Source organism: Gordonia sp. (in: high G+C Gram-positive bacteria), from assembly GCF_049299075.1.
Lineage (GTDB): Bacteria > Actinomycetota > Actinomycetes > Mycobacteriales > Mycobacteriaceae > Gordonia.
In genome coordinates, this window is record NZ_JBAQWU010000338.1 from 1 (window position 1) to 16,429 (window position 16,429).

The following is a 16,429-nucleotide window of genomic DNA, read 5'->3' on the forward strand; positions in this document are numbered from 1 at the left end:
CGGCACGACGACGGACCGTGCCTTCGTGGCCGAGGATCGTCAGACGGGCAACTCCGCGCCGCAGGAGTCGCCCGGCGGCGCGCAGGATGCGATCGTCGTCCCCCTCGGGAAGGACGATGTGCTGAACATCGGACTTCGCCTGCGCGAGCAATTGGTACTCGAACATCTGCGGTGTGACGACATGGTGCGCGGGCAGCTTCAGATCGGTGAACAGGTCAGCCGACGGCATGTACTGCTCCATCAGCGCCAGCGCCACGTCGATCTTGCGAATCGAACCAGCGGCAACCCGGCCGCGCGTCATTGAGCAGATCCGCGCGGTCTCGTAGGTACCGTGCTCGCATTGGAGGATCGGCAGGGTCGGGTGCAAGCCCTTGACCAGCGCATCGATCATCGGGTGCGGTTTGAGTCCGCCGTTGAGGATGATGCCTGCCAACCGCGGAAAGCCTTGTGCCGCATTGGCATTCACCAGCGCAAGCAGCACATCAGATCGGTCGGCTGGCGCGATCACCGCCATCGATTCGTTGAGTCGCTCCAAGATATGCTCGACTGTCATGCCCCCGACCATTACGTCGATCGCCTCGTGGTTGAGCAGTTCCTCGTCACCGCTGTAGACGATCGCACCCAGCGCGGTGGCCAGCTCAGCCATCGTCGGCGCGAAGAGCAACGGCTCCTCGGGGAGCGCCCAGGCACGGCAACCCGCGTCGCTGACTGCCGCTGCGACCGCCACCACATGGCGCGGGTCGGTGCGGTTGGCGACGACGCCGGCAACGGAGGCGTGCGACTGCCTGATGTCGCTCATCAGCATCTCGACCATCGCCCGGACCTCGGCCGGCGTACGATCGGCGGCCTTGACTACCAGCAGCACTGGCGCCGATAGGTTCGCCGCGATGCGCGCGTTGTAACTCAACTCCGACGGCGAGGCGACGTCCGTGTAGTCCGATCCAAGAATCAACACGTTGTCACACCTGGCCGCGACCGCGTGGTAGCGCGTCACGATCTCGGCGATCGCCGAATCCGGGTCGGCGTGCACATCGTCGTAGGTGACGCCGATGCAGTCCGCATAGGGCACGTCGACCGACGTGTAGTCGATCAATAAGTCCAGGATGTAGTCGTGCTCACCCGCCGCAGCACGGGAGATCGGCCGGAAGACGCCGACCCGACCGCCGGTGGCCGCCAACTGCACGAGCACCCCGAGGGCGACCGTCGACTTTCCCGAATCTCCTTCAGCCGACGCGATGTAGATGCCGCTCGCCGAGTCGGTCCCGTTGCCACTCATGGCCACAGCCTAACGTCGTGTCCGCCGCCGCGGGAACTACCGCACAATCGCCCGGACCACCAGCTCGGCGACCTCGTCGTCGCGCAGCGAACTCTCCGGAACCAGCATGCACGAATAGACAGTGCGCACCATGAACTCGACGCCGGCGCGCGCGTTGGGATACAACTGCGCTTGGTCGTCGTCGCTGACATCAGGCAGCGTTGCATCGACGATCATGTCGATGAGCGACGGTCCCGGCGCGCCCTCGGTGGTAACCAGCGCGCGGACCACTTCTTCGGGTTCCTTCGTGAGCACGTACTGGAGCGCCTCGTGCCCGCGGATGTATTTCAGCGACTCGGTCACCCGGATGTGCAGACACGTCGCTAAATCTGGCGCGTCGGCACCCCAGGTGGCGACTTTCTCGCTCAAAATCGCGAGTTCTCGCTGCACGATGGCCTGCACGAATGCCTCGCGACCACCGAACATTCGGTAGGCGGTCGCACGCGCTACACCGGCCTGACGGGCCACCGAGGTCAGGCTGAGGGCCCGGGCCCCGAACTTGGAGATGAGGGTGACTCCGACGTCGACAAGACGTTCCCGATCCATGCGCCTACTGGTCGTCGTCGATGACGTGCATGGCCGCCTCTTCGGCCGACGCCCCGGCCCCATCGATTCCCTCGTCGCTGGCCAGCAGCTGCGCGTCGACATCCTGCCCGGTACCCAGATCCGGGGCTACCAGGCGACCGGATCGGCGATCGCCGACCTCGTCGCTGTCCGGGAAGTCCGGGTCGGGGTCGTCGCCCGCGGCGGTAACGTCCGGCTCCTCATCGGAGAGCCGCTCGGCGAGGTTCTCATGCTCAGGGTGCTCGTGCGGACGACGATCGGGCGGCGAGTAGCCGCGGTCCAGGATGTCGTTGAGTTCCTTGTTTTCCAAGGTGTCCTCAGCCTGCAATTGGTCGTTCTGGTAGTCGCCGGGTCCGGCATCGTCGATGTCGTTCATACCCCCGACTCTATCGGCTCCTCACCGGCGCCACGGTTCGTATGCGCGCGGATCCTCGATCGGTTCCAGGTGCACAACGACCACCAGGTCGGGAATCTGCGCGCGCAGCGCAGTTTCCACTTGTTCGACGACGTCGTGGCCGTGCTGCACAGTCCATTTGCCGGGCACCAGCATGTGCAACTGCAGGAACCGCAGCCGACCAGAGTCGCGGGTGCGGATGTCGTGGAAGTCGAGGCCGTCGGCACGGAACTCATCGAGCACACCGTTAATCTCGGCGAGGTCGTCGTCCGAGATCGCGACGTCCATCAGGCCGCGGGTCGACCGCCGGATCAGCAGGTATCCGACGACCAAAATGTTGATCGCGACGCCGATCGCCACGATCGCGTCAAGCGGCAGCCAGCCGGTCCAGGCAACCAGCGCCACACCGAGGATCACGCCGGCGGTGGTCCACACGTCGGTCAGGAGGTGTTTGCCGTCGGCCTCCAAGGTGATCGAGCGGTGCTCCCGGCCCGCCCGGATCAGCAAGAAGGCCACGACACCGTTCAGTATCGACGCGACCACCGAGATCAACAGACCGATACCGACCGATTCCAGTTCCCGCGGGTTGAGCAGCCGCTCGACCGCCGTGTAGATGATCAGCGCCGCCGCGATCGCGATCATCACGCCTTCGATCACCGCCGAGAAGAACTCGCTTTTGGCGTGGCCGAAATTGTGGTCGTCGTCGGGTGGTCGTGCGGCGATTCGCAGGGCGATGAAGGCGACGATGGCCGCCACCAGATTGACCACCGACTCGGCCGCATCTGAGAGCAGGCCCACCGATCCGGTGATCTGCCAGGCGACGGTCTTCAACGCGATGGTGACCAACGCTGTCGCGATGCTGAGCAGCGCCCAGCGACTCAGGTCTTTGGTTGTCGCCGCTTCCATACCCACATCTAACCGGACCCACATCTAACCGGCCCACATCGAGCCGGAGTCCCTCGCATGTGACCGGACGCCAGCGCCGCACCCTGGGACAGCCACGGCACTTCGTCTCAATTCATCGGGACCGCTGGTCGGCACAAGAATTTCGCGGCAGGCTGAGGCCATGCTCGACGAGCTGGAAGACCAGGCCCGGGAGTTCTATGCCGCCGGGGAGTACGCACACGCGCTCGCCGAATTTTCGGTGCTCCGCGAGGTTCGCGGCCGCCGCGAGGGACCCTATTCGGTCGCCTATCTGCGCGCCTTGCACGACTGCGTCCGGTGCATGCGCCCGCTGGCGCTCTGGCAAGACACCGATCAACTGTGCCGCGAGTTGCACGGAAAGTATGTGCGGACGCACGGTCGCGGCGAGGCCGACACCGTCGATGTCGCCAAGCACTGGGCGTGGGCGTTGCTGCAGTTGGAGTCGATCAATGGTGCCGTCGACCTGTACATTCGGACCGCCGACGCGCTGTGGGCGAGCGATCAGTCGGCCGCCCGTCGCTTACTGGGAGCGGCGGCCGTGCACACGCGCCGCGTCGTCGATCCACTGTCCGGACTGGCTTTAACGCACACCACTGAACTCGCCGATTCGCTACGCGATCTGCACGTCCGCCTCCGAAACGATGCCGGCGCCACCCCGTCGATCAGTTTCGACGGGGCGGCGCCGGAGTAAGGGATGGTCGTCAGCTGAGGGCGGACGGGACCGCCTTCGGGAGCGTGAATAGCGTGACCACGCTGACGATGATCAGCATCAGGCCGAGCAGCCACATGATGGTCGGCAAGGTCACGCCCGGCGAGTAAACCAGCATGACGATGCCGGCGATCACCGAGATCGCGCCGCCGACGATCACCAGCCAACGGGGGGCGATCGAGGTGCTGGCGTTGGCACCGAAAATGTCCTGGAAACCACTGAAGATCCAGCCGACACCGATGAAGATCGCCAGCATCCACCACGCGTCTTCCGGGCTGATGACGGCAACCACGCCGCACAGCACCATCAGAATGCCGAACACCAGCGTCAGCATTCGCATCGCGAAGCTGACGCCGACGGCGGCGAAGGAGAAGAACAGGCGGTACAAGCCAGCAACGATCAATGCGATGCCGAACAGCAGGCCGGCGATAAAGACGGTGATGTCCGACCAAAACATGATGAGTGCACCGAGAACGATGCCGACGATGGCCGAGAAGAGCAGTCCGGAGCGGACCGCGTTCACGGCCTCCCCAGGGATACCTGGACGAGCTTGGTCAATAGTGGTCATCGGCAAAGCGTAGCGTCAGCCGCATGGCCGAGCACACGTTCTTCACCCGCGACACGGCGAGTCGCTATCTCCCCGCTCCCCGGGCGTTCAGCCTGTGGGGACCGGACGCACTCAATGGCCCAGCGGTCTGCGCCGTCGCCGCGCATGCGGTGGAGACCGGCCACACCAGGGCGGGCTGGCGTCCGGCGCGCTTCACCATCGAGTTGTTCAAAGCCGCACGCGGCCTGCCGACGGAGGTCCGCACGCGTGTCGCCCGGTCCGGCGGCCGGATCTTGGTGATCGACTTCGACGTGCTGCAGGACGACCCGGAGAGCAGGGAAGTCTTGGTCGCCAGCGGGGTGACGGTCTTTCTGCGCGAGGGCACGAATCCCCCGGGTTCGCGCTGGTCGCGGCCAGCCGCCGAGCTGACGTTCGCGGCACCGATCGTCGACGACACCGACGCCCACCCGCGGTTCGGCGGCGACGCCGGCTGGACGTCGACAATGGCCGATATGCAGCATGCCGAACGCAAGCGAATGTGGTCGGCGCCGATCCCGGTCGCGCCGGACTCGCCGCTCACGGCCTTTCAGCGCGCGGTGATCGGCGGCGAATCGGCCAGCCTGATGACCAACTGGGGCGAGGGTGGCATCGGGTTCATCAACTGCGATCTGACCGTCGCGATCGCGCGCCTGCCGCGCGGGACGCGAATCGGCATCGAAGCCGACAGCCACTGGGAAGCCGACGGCATCTCGATCGGCACTGCCTCCCTCTACGACGAAGCCGGCCCGTTCGGGTCCGCGGCCGTCACGGCCGTCGAGAACAGCCGCGCGATGATCGATTTCGCGACCCTGACACCGCCGATCTGGACGGACCAGGCCTGACCTCGCCTCAGCAGCTCCCCTGCACTAGTTATTCGATTGGGCTTGCCACTCGTCGATCTCGGACTGCTGCGAGGTGCTGATCTGCTGGGACAGCGCGCGCCTCTACCCGTCGGTGGTCGCGTTCGGCCACGATCGCGCGGGGATTATCGTGAGGGCATGCGCCTGGGAGCACACCTGCGACAAGACGACAATCCGATCACCACCGCCGAAGGCCTCGGCCTGGACATCTTCCAGATGTTCGTGACCGATCCGCAGAAGTGGAACAAGCCGCAGCCGCATCCACACGCGCAAGAGATTCGCGACTCGGCGATCGACGTCGTCGTGCATTCGAGCTATCAGATCAACGTCGCCAGCCTGAACAACCGCCTGCGGATGCCGTCACGTAAGGCCGTCGAGCAACAAGCGGCGGCGGCCGCTGAGCTCGGCGCCATCGGCCTGGTGGTGCACGGCGGGCATCTGCGCGACGGCGAGGACGCCGCTGAAGGTTTCGCCAACTGGCGCAAGCTCTTCGAACGGCAGCAGGACAAGGGCGGATTCGGGGTGCCGATTCTGATCGAGAACACCGCCGGCGGCGACCATGCGATGGCCCGCACGCTGGAGTCCATCGAGCGGCTGTGGGATGCCGTCGGCGACTTCGCGCAAGCCGGCTTCTGTCTGGACACCTGCCATGCGTGGGCTGGCGGCGAGGACCTGATCGGATTGGTGGAACGAATCCGGGCCATCACCGGCCGCATCGATCTGGTGCATCTGAACAATTCGCGCGACGAGTTCGACTCCGGCCGAGACCGGCACGCGAACCTGGCGTCGGGCCACATCGCGCCGGACGTGCTCGCGGAATTGATGACGCGGGCGAAGGCGCCGACCATCCTGGAGACGCCCGTCGAGGGGATCCCGGACGACCTTGCGTACCTGCGCGGCCGGTAGCCCGCCGCGAGTAGCTCGCCGACGAGGCGAATCTCCACTGTTCGGGTCCGGTTCGCACCCCGTCGGCCCTATGCTTGCAATTGTAAGCGGAACCACATTTCGGCAGGTTGTTCCCGCCGGATGTGGCGGGTATTCTGTCAAGAGTTACCGGCAAGTAACTTGTCTGGTCAGCCTCCACGAAACCGAGATAGGAAAGCCATGGGCCACTACAAGTCCAACGTGCGCGACCTGCACTTCAACCTCTTCGAGATGTACGAACTCGACAAGGTCCTCGAGTCCGGCGAGTTCGGTGATCTTGATCACGAGACCGCCGTCGACATGATCCGCGAGGTCAAGACCCTCGCCGAGGGTCCGATTGCCGAGTCGTTCGCCGAAGTCGATCGCAACCCTCCGGTCTTCGATCCGACCGATCACTCGGTGACCATCCCCGAGGGCTTCGCCAAGAGCTACCGGGCGTTCATCGACGCAGGCTGGGACAAGGTCGGCGTCGACGAGGAGCTCGGCGGCCTACCCGCTCCGCGTTCGCTGTACTGGGCCATGGGCGAGATGGTGCTCGGCGCCAACCCGCCGGTGTTCATGTACGCCGCCGGCTCCGGCTTCGCCAACATCTTCTACGACAACGGCACCGATGAGCAGAAGAAGTGGGCGGCCATCTGCGCCGAGCGCGGCTGGGGCGCCACCATGGTCCTCACCGAGCCGGACGCCGGCTCCGATGTCGGCGCTGGCACCACCAAGGCCATCAAGCAAGAAGACGGCACCTGGCACATCGAAGGCGTGAAGCGCTTCATCACCTCCGCCGACCAGGACATGACCGAGAACATCTTCCACCTGGTGCTGGCTCGCCCCGAGGGTGCCGGACCGGGCACCAAGGGTCTGTCGCTCTTCTTCGTGCCGAAGTTCCACTTCGATCACGAGACCGGCGAGCTGCGCGACCGCAACGGCGCCTTCGTCACCAACGTCGAGCACAAGATGGGCATCAAGGCCTCGGCCACCTGTGAGGTCACCTTCGGCCAGCACGGCACCCCGGCCGTGGGCTGGCTCGTCGGCGAGACCCACGCTGGCATTGCCCAGATGTTCGACGTCATCGAGCATGCTCGCATGATGGTCGGCACCAAGGCCATCTCGACGCTGTCGACCGGCTACCTCAACGCCCTCGACTACGCGAAGCAGCGCGTCCAGGGTGCCGATATGACCCAGATGATGGACAAGGCCGCCCCGCGCGTCGCCATCACTCACCACCCGGACGTCCGCCGGGCCCTGCTGACCCAGAAGGCCTACGCCGAAGGTCTGCGCGCGGTGTACCTGTACACCGCATCGCACCAGGATCCGGTCGCCGCAAAGATCGTCTCGGGCGCCGACGCCGAGATGGCGCACAAGGTCAACGACCTGCTGCTCCCGATCGTCAAGGGCGTCGGCTCCGAGCGCGCCTACGAGAAGCTGACCGAGTCGCTGCAGACCCTGGGCGGCTCCGGCTTCCTCCAGGATTACCCGCTCGAGCAGTACATCCGCGACTCGAAGATCGACTCGCTGTACGAGGGCACCACCGCCATCCAGGCGCAGGACTTCTTCTTCCGCAAGATCATCCGCGACAAGGGCCAGGCACTGGCCCACGTTGCCGGCCAGATCAGCGCGACCATCGAGGCCGCCGCCGATGAGCGCCTCAGCGCCGAGTACGCGCTGCTCAAGACCGCCCTCGAGGATGTGCAGAGTATGGCCGCCACCCTCACCGGTTGGCTGATGGGCGCACAGGAAGACCCGAAGCAGCTGTACAAGATCGGCACCGGCTCGGTCCGCTTCCTGATGGCCATCGGTGACGTGGTGATCGGCTGGTTGCTGCTGCGCCAGGCCGAGGTCGCACTCGCCGCGCTCGACAACGGTGCCACCGGCGACGACAAGCCGTTCTACGAGGGCAAGGTCGCTTCGGCCACCTTCTTCGCGAAGAACATGCTGCCGCTGCTCACCGCGATCCGCGGCACCGTCGAGAACGTGGACAACGATCTCATGGAACTCGACGAAGCCGCTTTCTGATCCGCTCCCCGAGCTAGCCGCTCCCTGAGCTAGCCGAAGGGCCACTCCCGGTGAACGGGCCCCGCCGCCCGGCGGGGCCCTTTCGCATCGCCATCGGCCCACGCGGCCGGACCTTGGACCCCTTCCTCCTCGATCACCGATCCGAACCCACTGGGGCACCTACCGTGGATGCAGACACCCATATCCAGGAGGCTCACATGAAGGCACTCGTTTACCACGGCCCCGGCCGCAAGTCCTGGGACGAGGTTCCCGAGCCGACGATCCAGCAACCGACCGACGTGATCGTGAAGATCGACGCCACCACCATCTGCGGCACCGATCTGCACATCCTCAAGGGCGATGTCCCCGCCGTGACGCCGGGCCGCATTCTCGGCCACGAAGGCGTCGGCACCATCACGCAGGTCGGCGATGCGGTCACCACCCTCACACCGGGCGACCAGGTGATCCTGTCTTGCGTCAGCGCGTGCGGCAAGTGCTCGTACTGCAGGGAAGGCGTGTACTCGCACTGCCAGGGTGACGAGGGCGCACCCGGCATCGGGTGGATCTTCGGCCACCTCATCGACGGCACGCAAGCCGAGTACGTCCGCGTGCCCTATGCGGAGAACTCGGTGTACAAGCTGCCCGAGACGGTTTCCGCCGAGCAAGGCGTCATCCTGTCCGACATCCTGCCGACCGGCCACGAGATCGGCGTCCAGTACGGCCAGGTGAAGGCCGGTGACGTGGTCGCCGTCGTCGGCGCGGGCCCGGTCGGTCTGGCCGCCATCAGCACCGCCAAGCTCTACGGCCCCAGCAAGATCATCGCCATCGATCTCGACGAGAACCGGGTCAACGAGGCCAAGGCATTCGGCGCGACGGACGGCGTCGTAGCGTCCGATCCGGACTGGAAGGAGAAGGTGATGGCGATGACCGACGGTCTGGGTGTCGACGTCGCTATCGAGGCGGTGGGCATCCCACAGACGTTCACGATGTGCCTCGAGGTAATCCGGCCTGCTGGCACGGTCGCGAACGTCGGCGTACATGGGAAGCCGGTTGACCTCCCGCTCCAGGACCTCTGGATCAGCAACATCACTATCTCGATGGGTCTGGTGAACACCGACACCCTCGGAACGCTGTTGAAGATGGTCGCGAGTCGGCAGCTCGATCCGGACGTCTTCATCAGCCACCGCTTCGCATTGGACGACATCATGGCCGCCTACGAGGTCTTCGAGAACGCCGCGCAGACCAAGGCACTGAAGGTGGTCCTCGCCGCCGGATGATCCGTCCGGTCGGCCGTGGCTAGCCACTGAGCAATCGCTTAGTCCGCTCGGCTACCCTCACCACATGACCCCTTCTTCGCCAGCGAACCCGTCCCCGCTGGCGACGCCGCCACGCCATGTGCATCCGCAGCGTTGGTCGTTCGCACTGCTGCTCGCACTGCTCGCCATGGCGCTGGGCACCTCGGCGCTGCCGTCGCCGCTCTACCCGATTTACGCCACGGAGTGGGGTTTCGGTCCGCTGACGACGACGCTAATCTTCGCCGTCTACGCGGTGGGGGCGCTCGTAGCGGCGCTGACCGTCGGACCGATCTCCGACGCCGTCGGCCGCAAACCCGTGCTGCTGACGGCGCTCGTCATGATGCTCATCGGGCTGCTGGTTTTCCTGGTCGCCACGCAGGTCTGGCAGCTGTTGGTGGCCCGGTTGATCCACGGGGCGGCGATCGGCGCGACGATGGTCGTTGCCGGTGCGGCATTGCTCGACGTCCGGCCGCACGACGGCGATCGCAATGGCGCGGTCTCCGGGGGTGCGGTGAACTTCGGCATCGCCGCGGTCGTGCTGGGCTCGGCCGCGGCGGCACAGTGGTCGTCGTACCCACTGCGTGTGCCCTACGCGGTGATGGGCGCTGTGGTGACGGCCCTCCTGCTCGCGGCGATGGTGCTGATCGAACCGCACACCGGACGCACCGGCGACCGCATCCGGATCGCGCGCCCGTCGGTGCCGCACCAGATCCGGGCCGACTTCTGGTTCTCCGGCATCGGCATCCTCACCTCCTGGTCAGTGCTCGGCGTGTTCCTCAGCCTCTACCCGTCGCTCACCCAGGCCGCGACAGGCCACCGGTCCACCATGTTCGTCGGCCTCGTCGTCGCCCTGATGGCCGCCGCGGCCGCGCTCGTACAGTTAGTTTCCCAGCGCTTCGATGCCCGCTCCGCGGCGATCGTCGGCAACGTCGGGATGATTCTCGCGCTCGGCGGATCGGTCGTGGCCCTGCGCAGCGGTTCGACACCAGCCATCCTGGTCGACTCGGTATTGCTGGGCGCCGTCTTCGGGTTGGCCTTCGGCGGCTCGCTGCGCTACCTCGCCGAGATCACCCCCGCCGACGCCCGCGGCCAGGTGATGAGCGCCTACTATCTGCTCGGCTACCTCGGGATGGGTGTGCCCACGGTGGTCGCCGGGGCGCTCGCCAACCAGTTCGGCACTGCGACCATCTTTCCGTGGTTCGCCGGGGCCGTTGCCGTGGGCTGTCTGGGCGCGGCGATCCTCGGCCTCGTCGGCCGCCGTCCACGCGCTACCGAAACCCCGGTCACTCTGCCCTGACCGTCCGCCCGTTCTCCCGGTCACCCGGTCACCCGGTTGCCACACCCGACGGACGACGACGCCCGGCCCCGAGAATCTCGGGACCGGGCGCGTGAGCCGTTAACTCAGGTGCTGCTACTTCGGTGTTGCTACTTCGGGGGCATCCGGATGCCGCCGTCGACGCGAATCACCTCGGCGTTCATGTACGAGTTGACGATCAACTCCTCGACCATAGAGGCGAGCTCGTCCGGCACGCCGAGACGCTTCGGGAAGAGGACGCTCTCGCCGAGCTTGGCCTTGAAAGCTTCTGATTCGGGGCCGGAACCGTAGATCGGGGTATCGATCAGGCCCGGTGCCACGGTGTTGAGACGGATACCGACTGCCGACAGGTCCCGGGCGACCGGCAGGGTCATGCCGACAATGCCGCCCTTGGACGACGAGTAGGCGGCCTGGCCGATCTGTCCGTCGAAGGCGGCGACCGAGGCGAGGTTCACGATGGCACCCCGGTCGTTGTCCGGGCCCGGCTCGTTGCGGCTCATCGCGGTGGCCGCCAGGCGCACCATGTCGAAGGTGCCGATGAGGTTGATGTTGATGACCTTCTTGTACAGCTCCAGGTCGTGCGCCGAAGAGAACTCGCCGTCACGACCGATGGTGCGCTGGGCCCAGCCGACACCGGCCGAGTTGACGACGGCCTTCAGCGGTCCGAGTTCCACGGCCTTCTCGATGGCGGCGAGAATCTGATCGGTGCTGGTGACGTCGACCGAGACGAACGTGCCGCCGGTCTCGGACGCGACAGCTTCGCCGGCTTCGGCGTTGACATCGGCGATGACGACCTTGGCGCCGCGCGCGGCGAGACGACGAACCACCCCGGCGCCGATGCCGGAGGCACCGCCGGTGACGATTGCACTTGCTCCATTGATATCCATACGGCCGAGCCTATCGCCGGCCCGTGACGCCCACCACATCGCCCCGACGTGATACCGACCACAAGCGAACGCTTGCTCGGTCAGTCCGTGTCACGCACCCGGCCGTCGACCCGCGACCTTCGCCCGACCGCGTCAGCGGCAGCGGACGATCGGTTCGGGTGCGTACCGGACCGTGCGCGTGGTGCGGGAGACTTCGGCGCCGGTTTTGCCATTGCGGACGACCCGGGTGTTCGAGGTGGTGAACCCCGGTGCACCGTTCGACGGAATGCAGTTGTCGTCGTTCGGCAGGACGACCTCCTGCGGACTGGTGGGATCGCTGCGTTCGCCAGTGAACGATTCCACCTCGAAGTGCGGGGTACCCCACAGTCGGATGGTGATCGACGACGGTGACCAGATGGTCTCAATCAACAGACCGGTGTCGGTGTTGTTGCGGAACTGAAGATCGATCGCACCCTCGAACACGGTCGCCTCGCGCGCCTCCGGATAACGGGAGATGTAGTAGTCGTGCTCGGTGTGTGTCACGTCTTCCAGGCCGGCGAAGTACGCCGCGTTGTACAACGTCGTCGCGAACTGCGAGATACCGCCGCCGATGGCCTTCGAGGCGTGGCCGTGGTCGATGATCGTCGACGTCACGTAGCCTTGCGCGGCACCGCGTGGACCGGTGTGACCGTTCAGCGAGAAGACGTCGCCGGGTAGCACGACAGCACCGTCGACTTGCTGCGCCACCAGCCGGATGTTCTCGCCCGAGGGGCCACTGAAGCCCTCCGTGGTGTACTCGGCGACGACCTGCTTGACGCCCAAACCGCGAGCCTTCTCCGTGGTCAGCTTGGGGCGCAAGGCCTCAAAGACGATGCCGGTGCGGCGGTCGGTGACCACCGAGGTCGCGGCGATCGCGGCAGCGGTCTCCCGTGCGTTGACGCGGGCACCGTCGCGCGCCGACACGACCCGCGGCGCGCCACTGGCCAGCGAAAATGACGCATTAACCGGCTTCGACTCGGTGGCTGCGAGCTGGTCGCCGAGGGCCCGTTTGAGGTTGCGCTGGCTGACCGCGGGCTGCAGACCGCCCGCGCCATCGGGGACGAACGTGACGAGCTCGCCCATCTGGGTCGGCGAGACCGTGACGCTCGCACCCGCACCCGCACCCGTGAGCGTCACCGACGAGTCGGTCACCTGACGGGCGGGTCCGTCGAGAGTGGCCTGAACAGTCTCCGCCGACACCGTCGGATCGAAGGACTCCATCGGCAGCCGGATCGGCCCGCCGGACAGCCACTGGCGGGTCAGCGTGTCGCGCGCGGCCGCGCGGTTGATACGCAGACCGGCCGACGGCAGGTCGGCGACCGGTGTGGTGCCGTCGAAATGGACGCCGCCCTCGACAGCGGCGCGCTCCAGTGTTTTACGCTGCGCGTCCAGTTCCTCGTTAAATGCGTCGACGTCGAGGGTGACCACCGGCCGGACGTCGTAGGTGGCACCGAATAGCACGGTGAGCCGATGCCACGGATTGCGCGGCTGCTCCAGCAGCCGGTGCAGCGTAGCCTCGGCGTCAAAGCCGAGGCCGAGTGCGGCGGGGTCGACGGTCGCCTGGCCGGAGTCGGTTTCCAGCACCACCGGCGCGGCCGCCGAGACGGACAGTCGTTCCAGCGCCGTACTCGCCTGGTCCGGCGTCAGGTCGCCAAGGGCGAACTCGGCAAGCTGTGCGCCGCGCGCGGTCTTCCCATTCGTGACGGCCACGTCGACCGACAGCACCAGGCCGACGAGCAGCACGATGCCCACCAGCGCCCGGGTGATCAACGTGCGGCGCATCGAAGCGTGGCCGCGATCCGGCGGACGGACTGAATACATCACAACGTCCCCATTCTAAGGAAGAAGAGGGAGAAAGAGCCACAACGTAAAGCTCCGACGGAGCTGCCGGGTCGGGGGTCAGGCAGCTCTGTCGGAGCTATCTCGTATATAGCTGCGGCTCGCCGGAGCGTTACACCAGGCCAGAAAAAATTCGCGAGATTTCTGTTTTGCCAGGTAACGCGGCTGGCGAGCCGAAACCGGTGGGCTCAGCCTTCGATGATCGCGGTGACGCCTTGGCCGCCGGCGGCGCAGATCGACACCAGGGCGCGACCGCCGCCGTTCTCCCGGATCATCTTTGCGGTGTGCGCAACGATCCGGCCGCCGGTGGCGGCGAACGGGTGGCCTGCCGCCAGTGAGGAGCCCTTGACGTTCAGCTTGCTGCGGTCGATGGCGCCCAGCGCCTTGTCCAGGCCGAGTCGCTCGGTGCAGTACTCGTCGGACTCCCAGGCCGCCAGCGTCGACAAGACCACCGAGGCGAAGGCCTCGTGGATCTCGTAGAAGTCGAAATCGGCCAGGGTCAGCCCATTGCGCGCCAGCAGACGCGGCACCGCGAATGTCGGGGCCATCAGCAGGCCGTCCGGCCCGTTGACGTAATCGACGGCGGCGGTCTCGGTGTCGACCAAGTAGGCCTGCACCGGGAGGCTCTTCTCCGCGGCCCATTCGTCGCTGGCCAGCAGCACTGCGGAGGCGCCGTCGGTCAGCGGGGTCGAGTTACCGGCGGTCATGGTCGCATCGCCCAGCGAAACACCGAAGACCGGCTTGAGCTTCGCGAGCTTTTCCACCGAGCTATCCGCGCGCAGGTTCTCATCGCGGGTCAGGCCCCGGAAAGGGGTGACCAGGTCGTCGAAGAAACCCTCGTCGTATGCCTTCGCCATGTTCTGGTGGCTGGCCGCAGCCAGCGCATCCTGGTCGGCGCGCGAGACGCCGAATTCCTTGGCGGTGATAGCCGCGTGGTCGCCCATCGACTGCCCGGTACGCGGTTCGCCGTTCTGCGGGATCTCGATGCCCAGCTTGGTGACCAGCGCGAGCGCCGCCTTGATCCGGTCCGGGGTCGTGCGCGCGCGGTTCACCTCGAGCATCTGGCGGCGCATCTCCTCGGAAACGCCGATCGGCGCGTCCGACGTGGTGTCGGTACCACCGCCGATGCCGACCTCGTAACGGCCACGGGCGATACCGTCGGCCACCGAGTTGATCGCCTGCAGGCCGGTGCCGCAGGCCTGCTGTAGGTCGAAGGCCGGAGTGTACGGCGAGAGGGAGGTGCCCAGCACGCACTCGCGCACCAGGTTGAAGTCCCGCGAGTGCTTGAGCACGGCGCCGCCGACCACCATGCCGAGCTGCTCGCCCTGCAGGTTGAACCGACTAACCAGACCTTGGAGTGTTGCGGTGAACATCTCCTGGTTGCTGGCCGTGGCGTAAGCCTTGTCCTGGCGGGCAAAGGGAATGCGGTTGCCGCCGAGGATGGCGACCGGACGTGCCTGCTTGGCTTCCGGCTTCTTAGGGGTGTAGGCCATGGGGATGCTCCTCACGTTGAGATACTTGGAGACTATTCTTACTATTCAGTAAGATAGTTGTCGACCTCGGTACATACGAGGGTGTCACAATCGGTCACGCAAGTGACATCGTCGAACTGAAGGCCACCCCCTAGCGGGGCGACCTCACGGGGCGTCCTTCGGCCCACGCCGAACCGGCTCTATCGGTTCGGTGTTCAACCGCACATCCACCATCCCTAAGGAGACCGTCGTGGCTGGTAGCACCGACCTCTACTCATCGTTCGTCAACTCCGGCCCCGGCGCCTTCCTGGCCAGCAAGGTCGGCCTTCCGCAGCCACCGTCGCTGCGCCGATTCTCGCCGTCGCAGCCCGCCCTGGGTGGTCCGGTCCTGCTGGGCGGCTTCGGTCGACTGGTGGAGCCGATCCGCGAACTCCTCTCGGCCGGTGACGACTACGACATCGTGACCAACAACACCACCGGCCGCAGTGCCGACAAGCTCGGTGCGGCTGTCTTCGATGCCACCGGCATCCACTCGGCCGCCGATCTGGAGCAGCTTTTCGAGTTCTTTACCCCGGTCATGCGATCGCTGGGCAACTCGGCTCGCGTCGTGGTGATCGGCACCACCCCCGAGCTCACCGCGTCGCCCGATGAGCAGATCGCCCAGCGCGCCCTCGAGGGCTTCACCCGGTCGGTCGCCAAGGAACTGCGTGATGGCGCCACCGCACAGCTGGTCTACGTGCACCCGAAGGCCAAGACCGCGCTGAGCGGCCTCGAGTCGACCCTGCGCTTCCTACTCTCGGCCAAGTCGACCTACGTCGACGCCCAGGTGATCCGCGTCGGCGCCGATGACGCGGCCGCCGTGGAGAGCTGGGACAAGCCGCTCGCCGGCAAGGTCGCGCTGGTCACCGGCGCCGCCCGCGGCATCGGTGCCACCATCGCTGAGGTCCTGGCCCGCGACGGCGCCCATGTGATCGCCGCCGATATTCCGGCCGCTGGCGAGGCGCTGAGCGAAACCGCCAATAAGATCGGCGGCACTGCCCTGCCGCTCGATGTCACCGCCGCCGACGCCGGCGCAAAGATCGCCGAGCATGTGGCCGACCGACACGGCGGCCTGGACATCATCGTCAACAACGCCGGCATCACCCGCGACAAGCTGCTCGCCAACATGGATGCGGGCCGCTGGAACTCGGTGATCTCGGTGAACCTGATCGCACCGCAGACCCTGGTCAACGAGCTCGTCGCCCGCAAGGCGCTGCGTGCAGGCGGCGCCGTGGTCGACGTCAGCTCCATCGCCGGTATCGCAGGCAACCGCGGCCAGACCAACTACGGCGCGTCGAA

General features: G+C 66.3%; 15 protein-coding genes. 7 read left to right on the forward strand and 8 right to left on the reverse strand.

What is annotated here, in order from left to right:
• From WAW85_RS10645 to WAW85_RS10660, 4 genes are all read right to left on the reverse strand, one after another.
• Positions 1-1,276: phosphotransacetylase family protein (locus tag WAW85_RS10645; protein ID WP_422559586.1), on the reverse strand; the 1,276-nt coding region annotated here is incomplete at its 3' end.
• 36 nt (positions 1,277-1,312) lie between these two features.
• Complete coding sequence (locus WAW85_RS10650; RefSeq protein WP_422559587.1) at positions 1,313-1,861, reverse strand: TetR/AcrR family transcriptional regulator; 549 nt, start codon at positions 1,859-1,861, stop codon at positions 1,313-1,315.
• Between the two features lie 4 nt (positions 1,862-1,865).
• A complete protein-coding gene (locus WAW85_RS10655) occupies positions 1,866-2,255 on the reverse strand; it encodes a DUF5709 domain-containing protein (protein ID WP_422559588.1) in 390 nt (129 codons plus the stop codon).
• A 21-nt stretch (positions 2,256-2,276) separates the two neighbouring features.
• Positions 2,277-3,179, reverse strand: a complete 903-nt coding sequence (locus tag WAW85_RS10660) for a cation diffusion facilitator family transporter (protein WP_422559589.1) — start codon at positions 3,177-3,179, stop codon at positions 2,277-2,279.
• Positions 3,180-3,339: 160 nt separating this feature from the next.
• Here WAW85_RS10660 and WAW85_RS10665 point away from each other — a divergent pair, with 160 nt between their 5' ends.
• On the forward strand, positions 3,340-3,888 hold the full coding sequence (locus WAW85_RS10665; protein ID WP_422559590.1) for a hypothetical protein: 549 nt from the start codon (positions 3,340-3,342) through the stop codon (positions 3,886-3,888).
• Positions 3,889-3,898: 10 nt separating this feature from the next.
• Here the strand turns inward: WAW85_RS10665 and WAW85_RS10670 are convergent, their stop codons facing one another.
• Positions 3,899-4,474 carry an HdeD family acid-resistance protein gene (locus WAW85_RS10670; protein ID WP_422559591.1) on the reverse strand — a complete coding sequence of 192 codons (576 nt, stop codon included), beginning with the start codon at positions 4,472-4,474 and terminating at the stop codon, positions 3,899-3,901.
• Between the two features lie 23 nt (positions 4,475-4,497).
• On the opposite strand from WAW85_RS10670, the gene WAW85_RS10675 reads away from it, so the two are divergent.
• The 5 genes from WAW85_RS10675 (at position 4,498) to WAW85_RS10695 (ending at position 10,857) form a co-directional block, all read left to right on the forward strand.
• Positions 4,498-5,334, forward strand: coding sequence for an acyl-CoA thioesterase domain-containing protein (locus WAW85_RS10675; RefSeq protein ID WP_422559592.1), 837 nt, complete (start codon positions 4,498-4,500; stop codon positions 5,332-5,334).
• A 156-nt stretch (positions 5,335-5,490) separates the two neighbouring features.
• The gene (locus WAW85_RS10680; RefSeq protein WP_422559593.1) at positions 5,491-6,258 is read left to right on the forward strand and encodes a deoxyribonuclease IV; all 768 of its coding nucleotides are present in this window, start codon (positions 5,491-5,493) and stop codon (positions 6,256-6,258) included.
• 198 nt (positions 6,259-6,456) lie between these two features.
• A complete protein-coding gene (locus tag WAW85_RS10685; protein WP_422559594.1) occupies positions 6,457-8,286 on the forward strand; it encodes an acyl-CoA dehydrogenase in 1,830 nt (609 codons plus the stop codon).
• Positions 8,287-8,483: 197 nt separating this feature from the next.
• Complete coding sequence (locus WAW85_RS10690) at positions 8,484-9,542, forward strand: zinc-dependent alcohol dehydrogenase family protein (RefSeq protein WP_422559595.1); 1,059 nt, start codon at positions 8,484-8,486, stop codon at positions 9,540-9,542.
• Between the two features lie 64 nt (positions 9,543-9,606).
• On the forward strand, positions 9,607-10,857 hold the full coding sequence (locus tag WAW85_RS10695) for an MFS transporter (protein WP_422559596.1): 1,251 nt from the start codon (positions 9,607-9,609) through the stop codon (positions 10,855-10,857).
• A 128-nt stretch (positions 10,858-10,985) separates the two neighbouring features.
• Here the strand turns inward: WAW85_RS10695 and WAW85_RS10700 are convergent, their stop codons facing one another.
• From WAW85_RS10700 to WAW85_RS10710, 3 genes are all read right to left on the reverse strand, one after another.
• Positions 10,986-11,762, reverse strand: coding sequence for an SDR family NAD(P)-dependent oxidoreductase (locus WAW85_RS10700; RefSeq protein ID WP_422559597.1), 777 nt, complete (start codon positions 11,760-11,762; stop codon positions 10,986-10,988).
• A gap of 132 nt (positions 11,763-11,894) precedes the next feature.
• On the reverse strand, positions 11,895-13,601 hold the full coding sequence (locus WAW85_RS10705; protein ID WP_422559600.1) for a VanW family protein: 1,707 nt from the start codon (positions 13,599-13,601) through the stop codon (positions 11,895-11,897).
• Between the two features lie 206 nt (positions 13,602-13,807).
• On the reverse strand, positions 13,808-15,112 hold the full coding sequence (locus tag WAW85_RS10710) for an acetyl-CoA C-acetyltransferase (RefSeq protein WP_422559598.1): 1,305 nt from the start codon (positions 15,110-15,112) through the stop codon (positions 13,808-13,810).
• Positions 15,113-15,341: 229 nt separating this feature from the next.
• Here WAW85_RS10710 and WAW85_RS10715 point away from each other — a divergent pair.
• On the forward strand, positions 15,342-16,429 hold a 1,088-nt coding region (locus WAW85_RS10715), incomplete at its 3' end, for a 3-oxoacyl-ACP reductase (protein ID WP_422559599.1).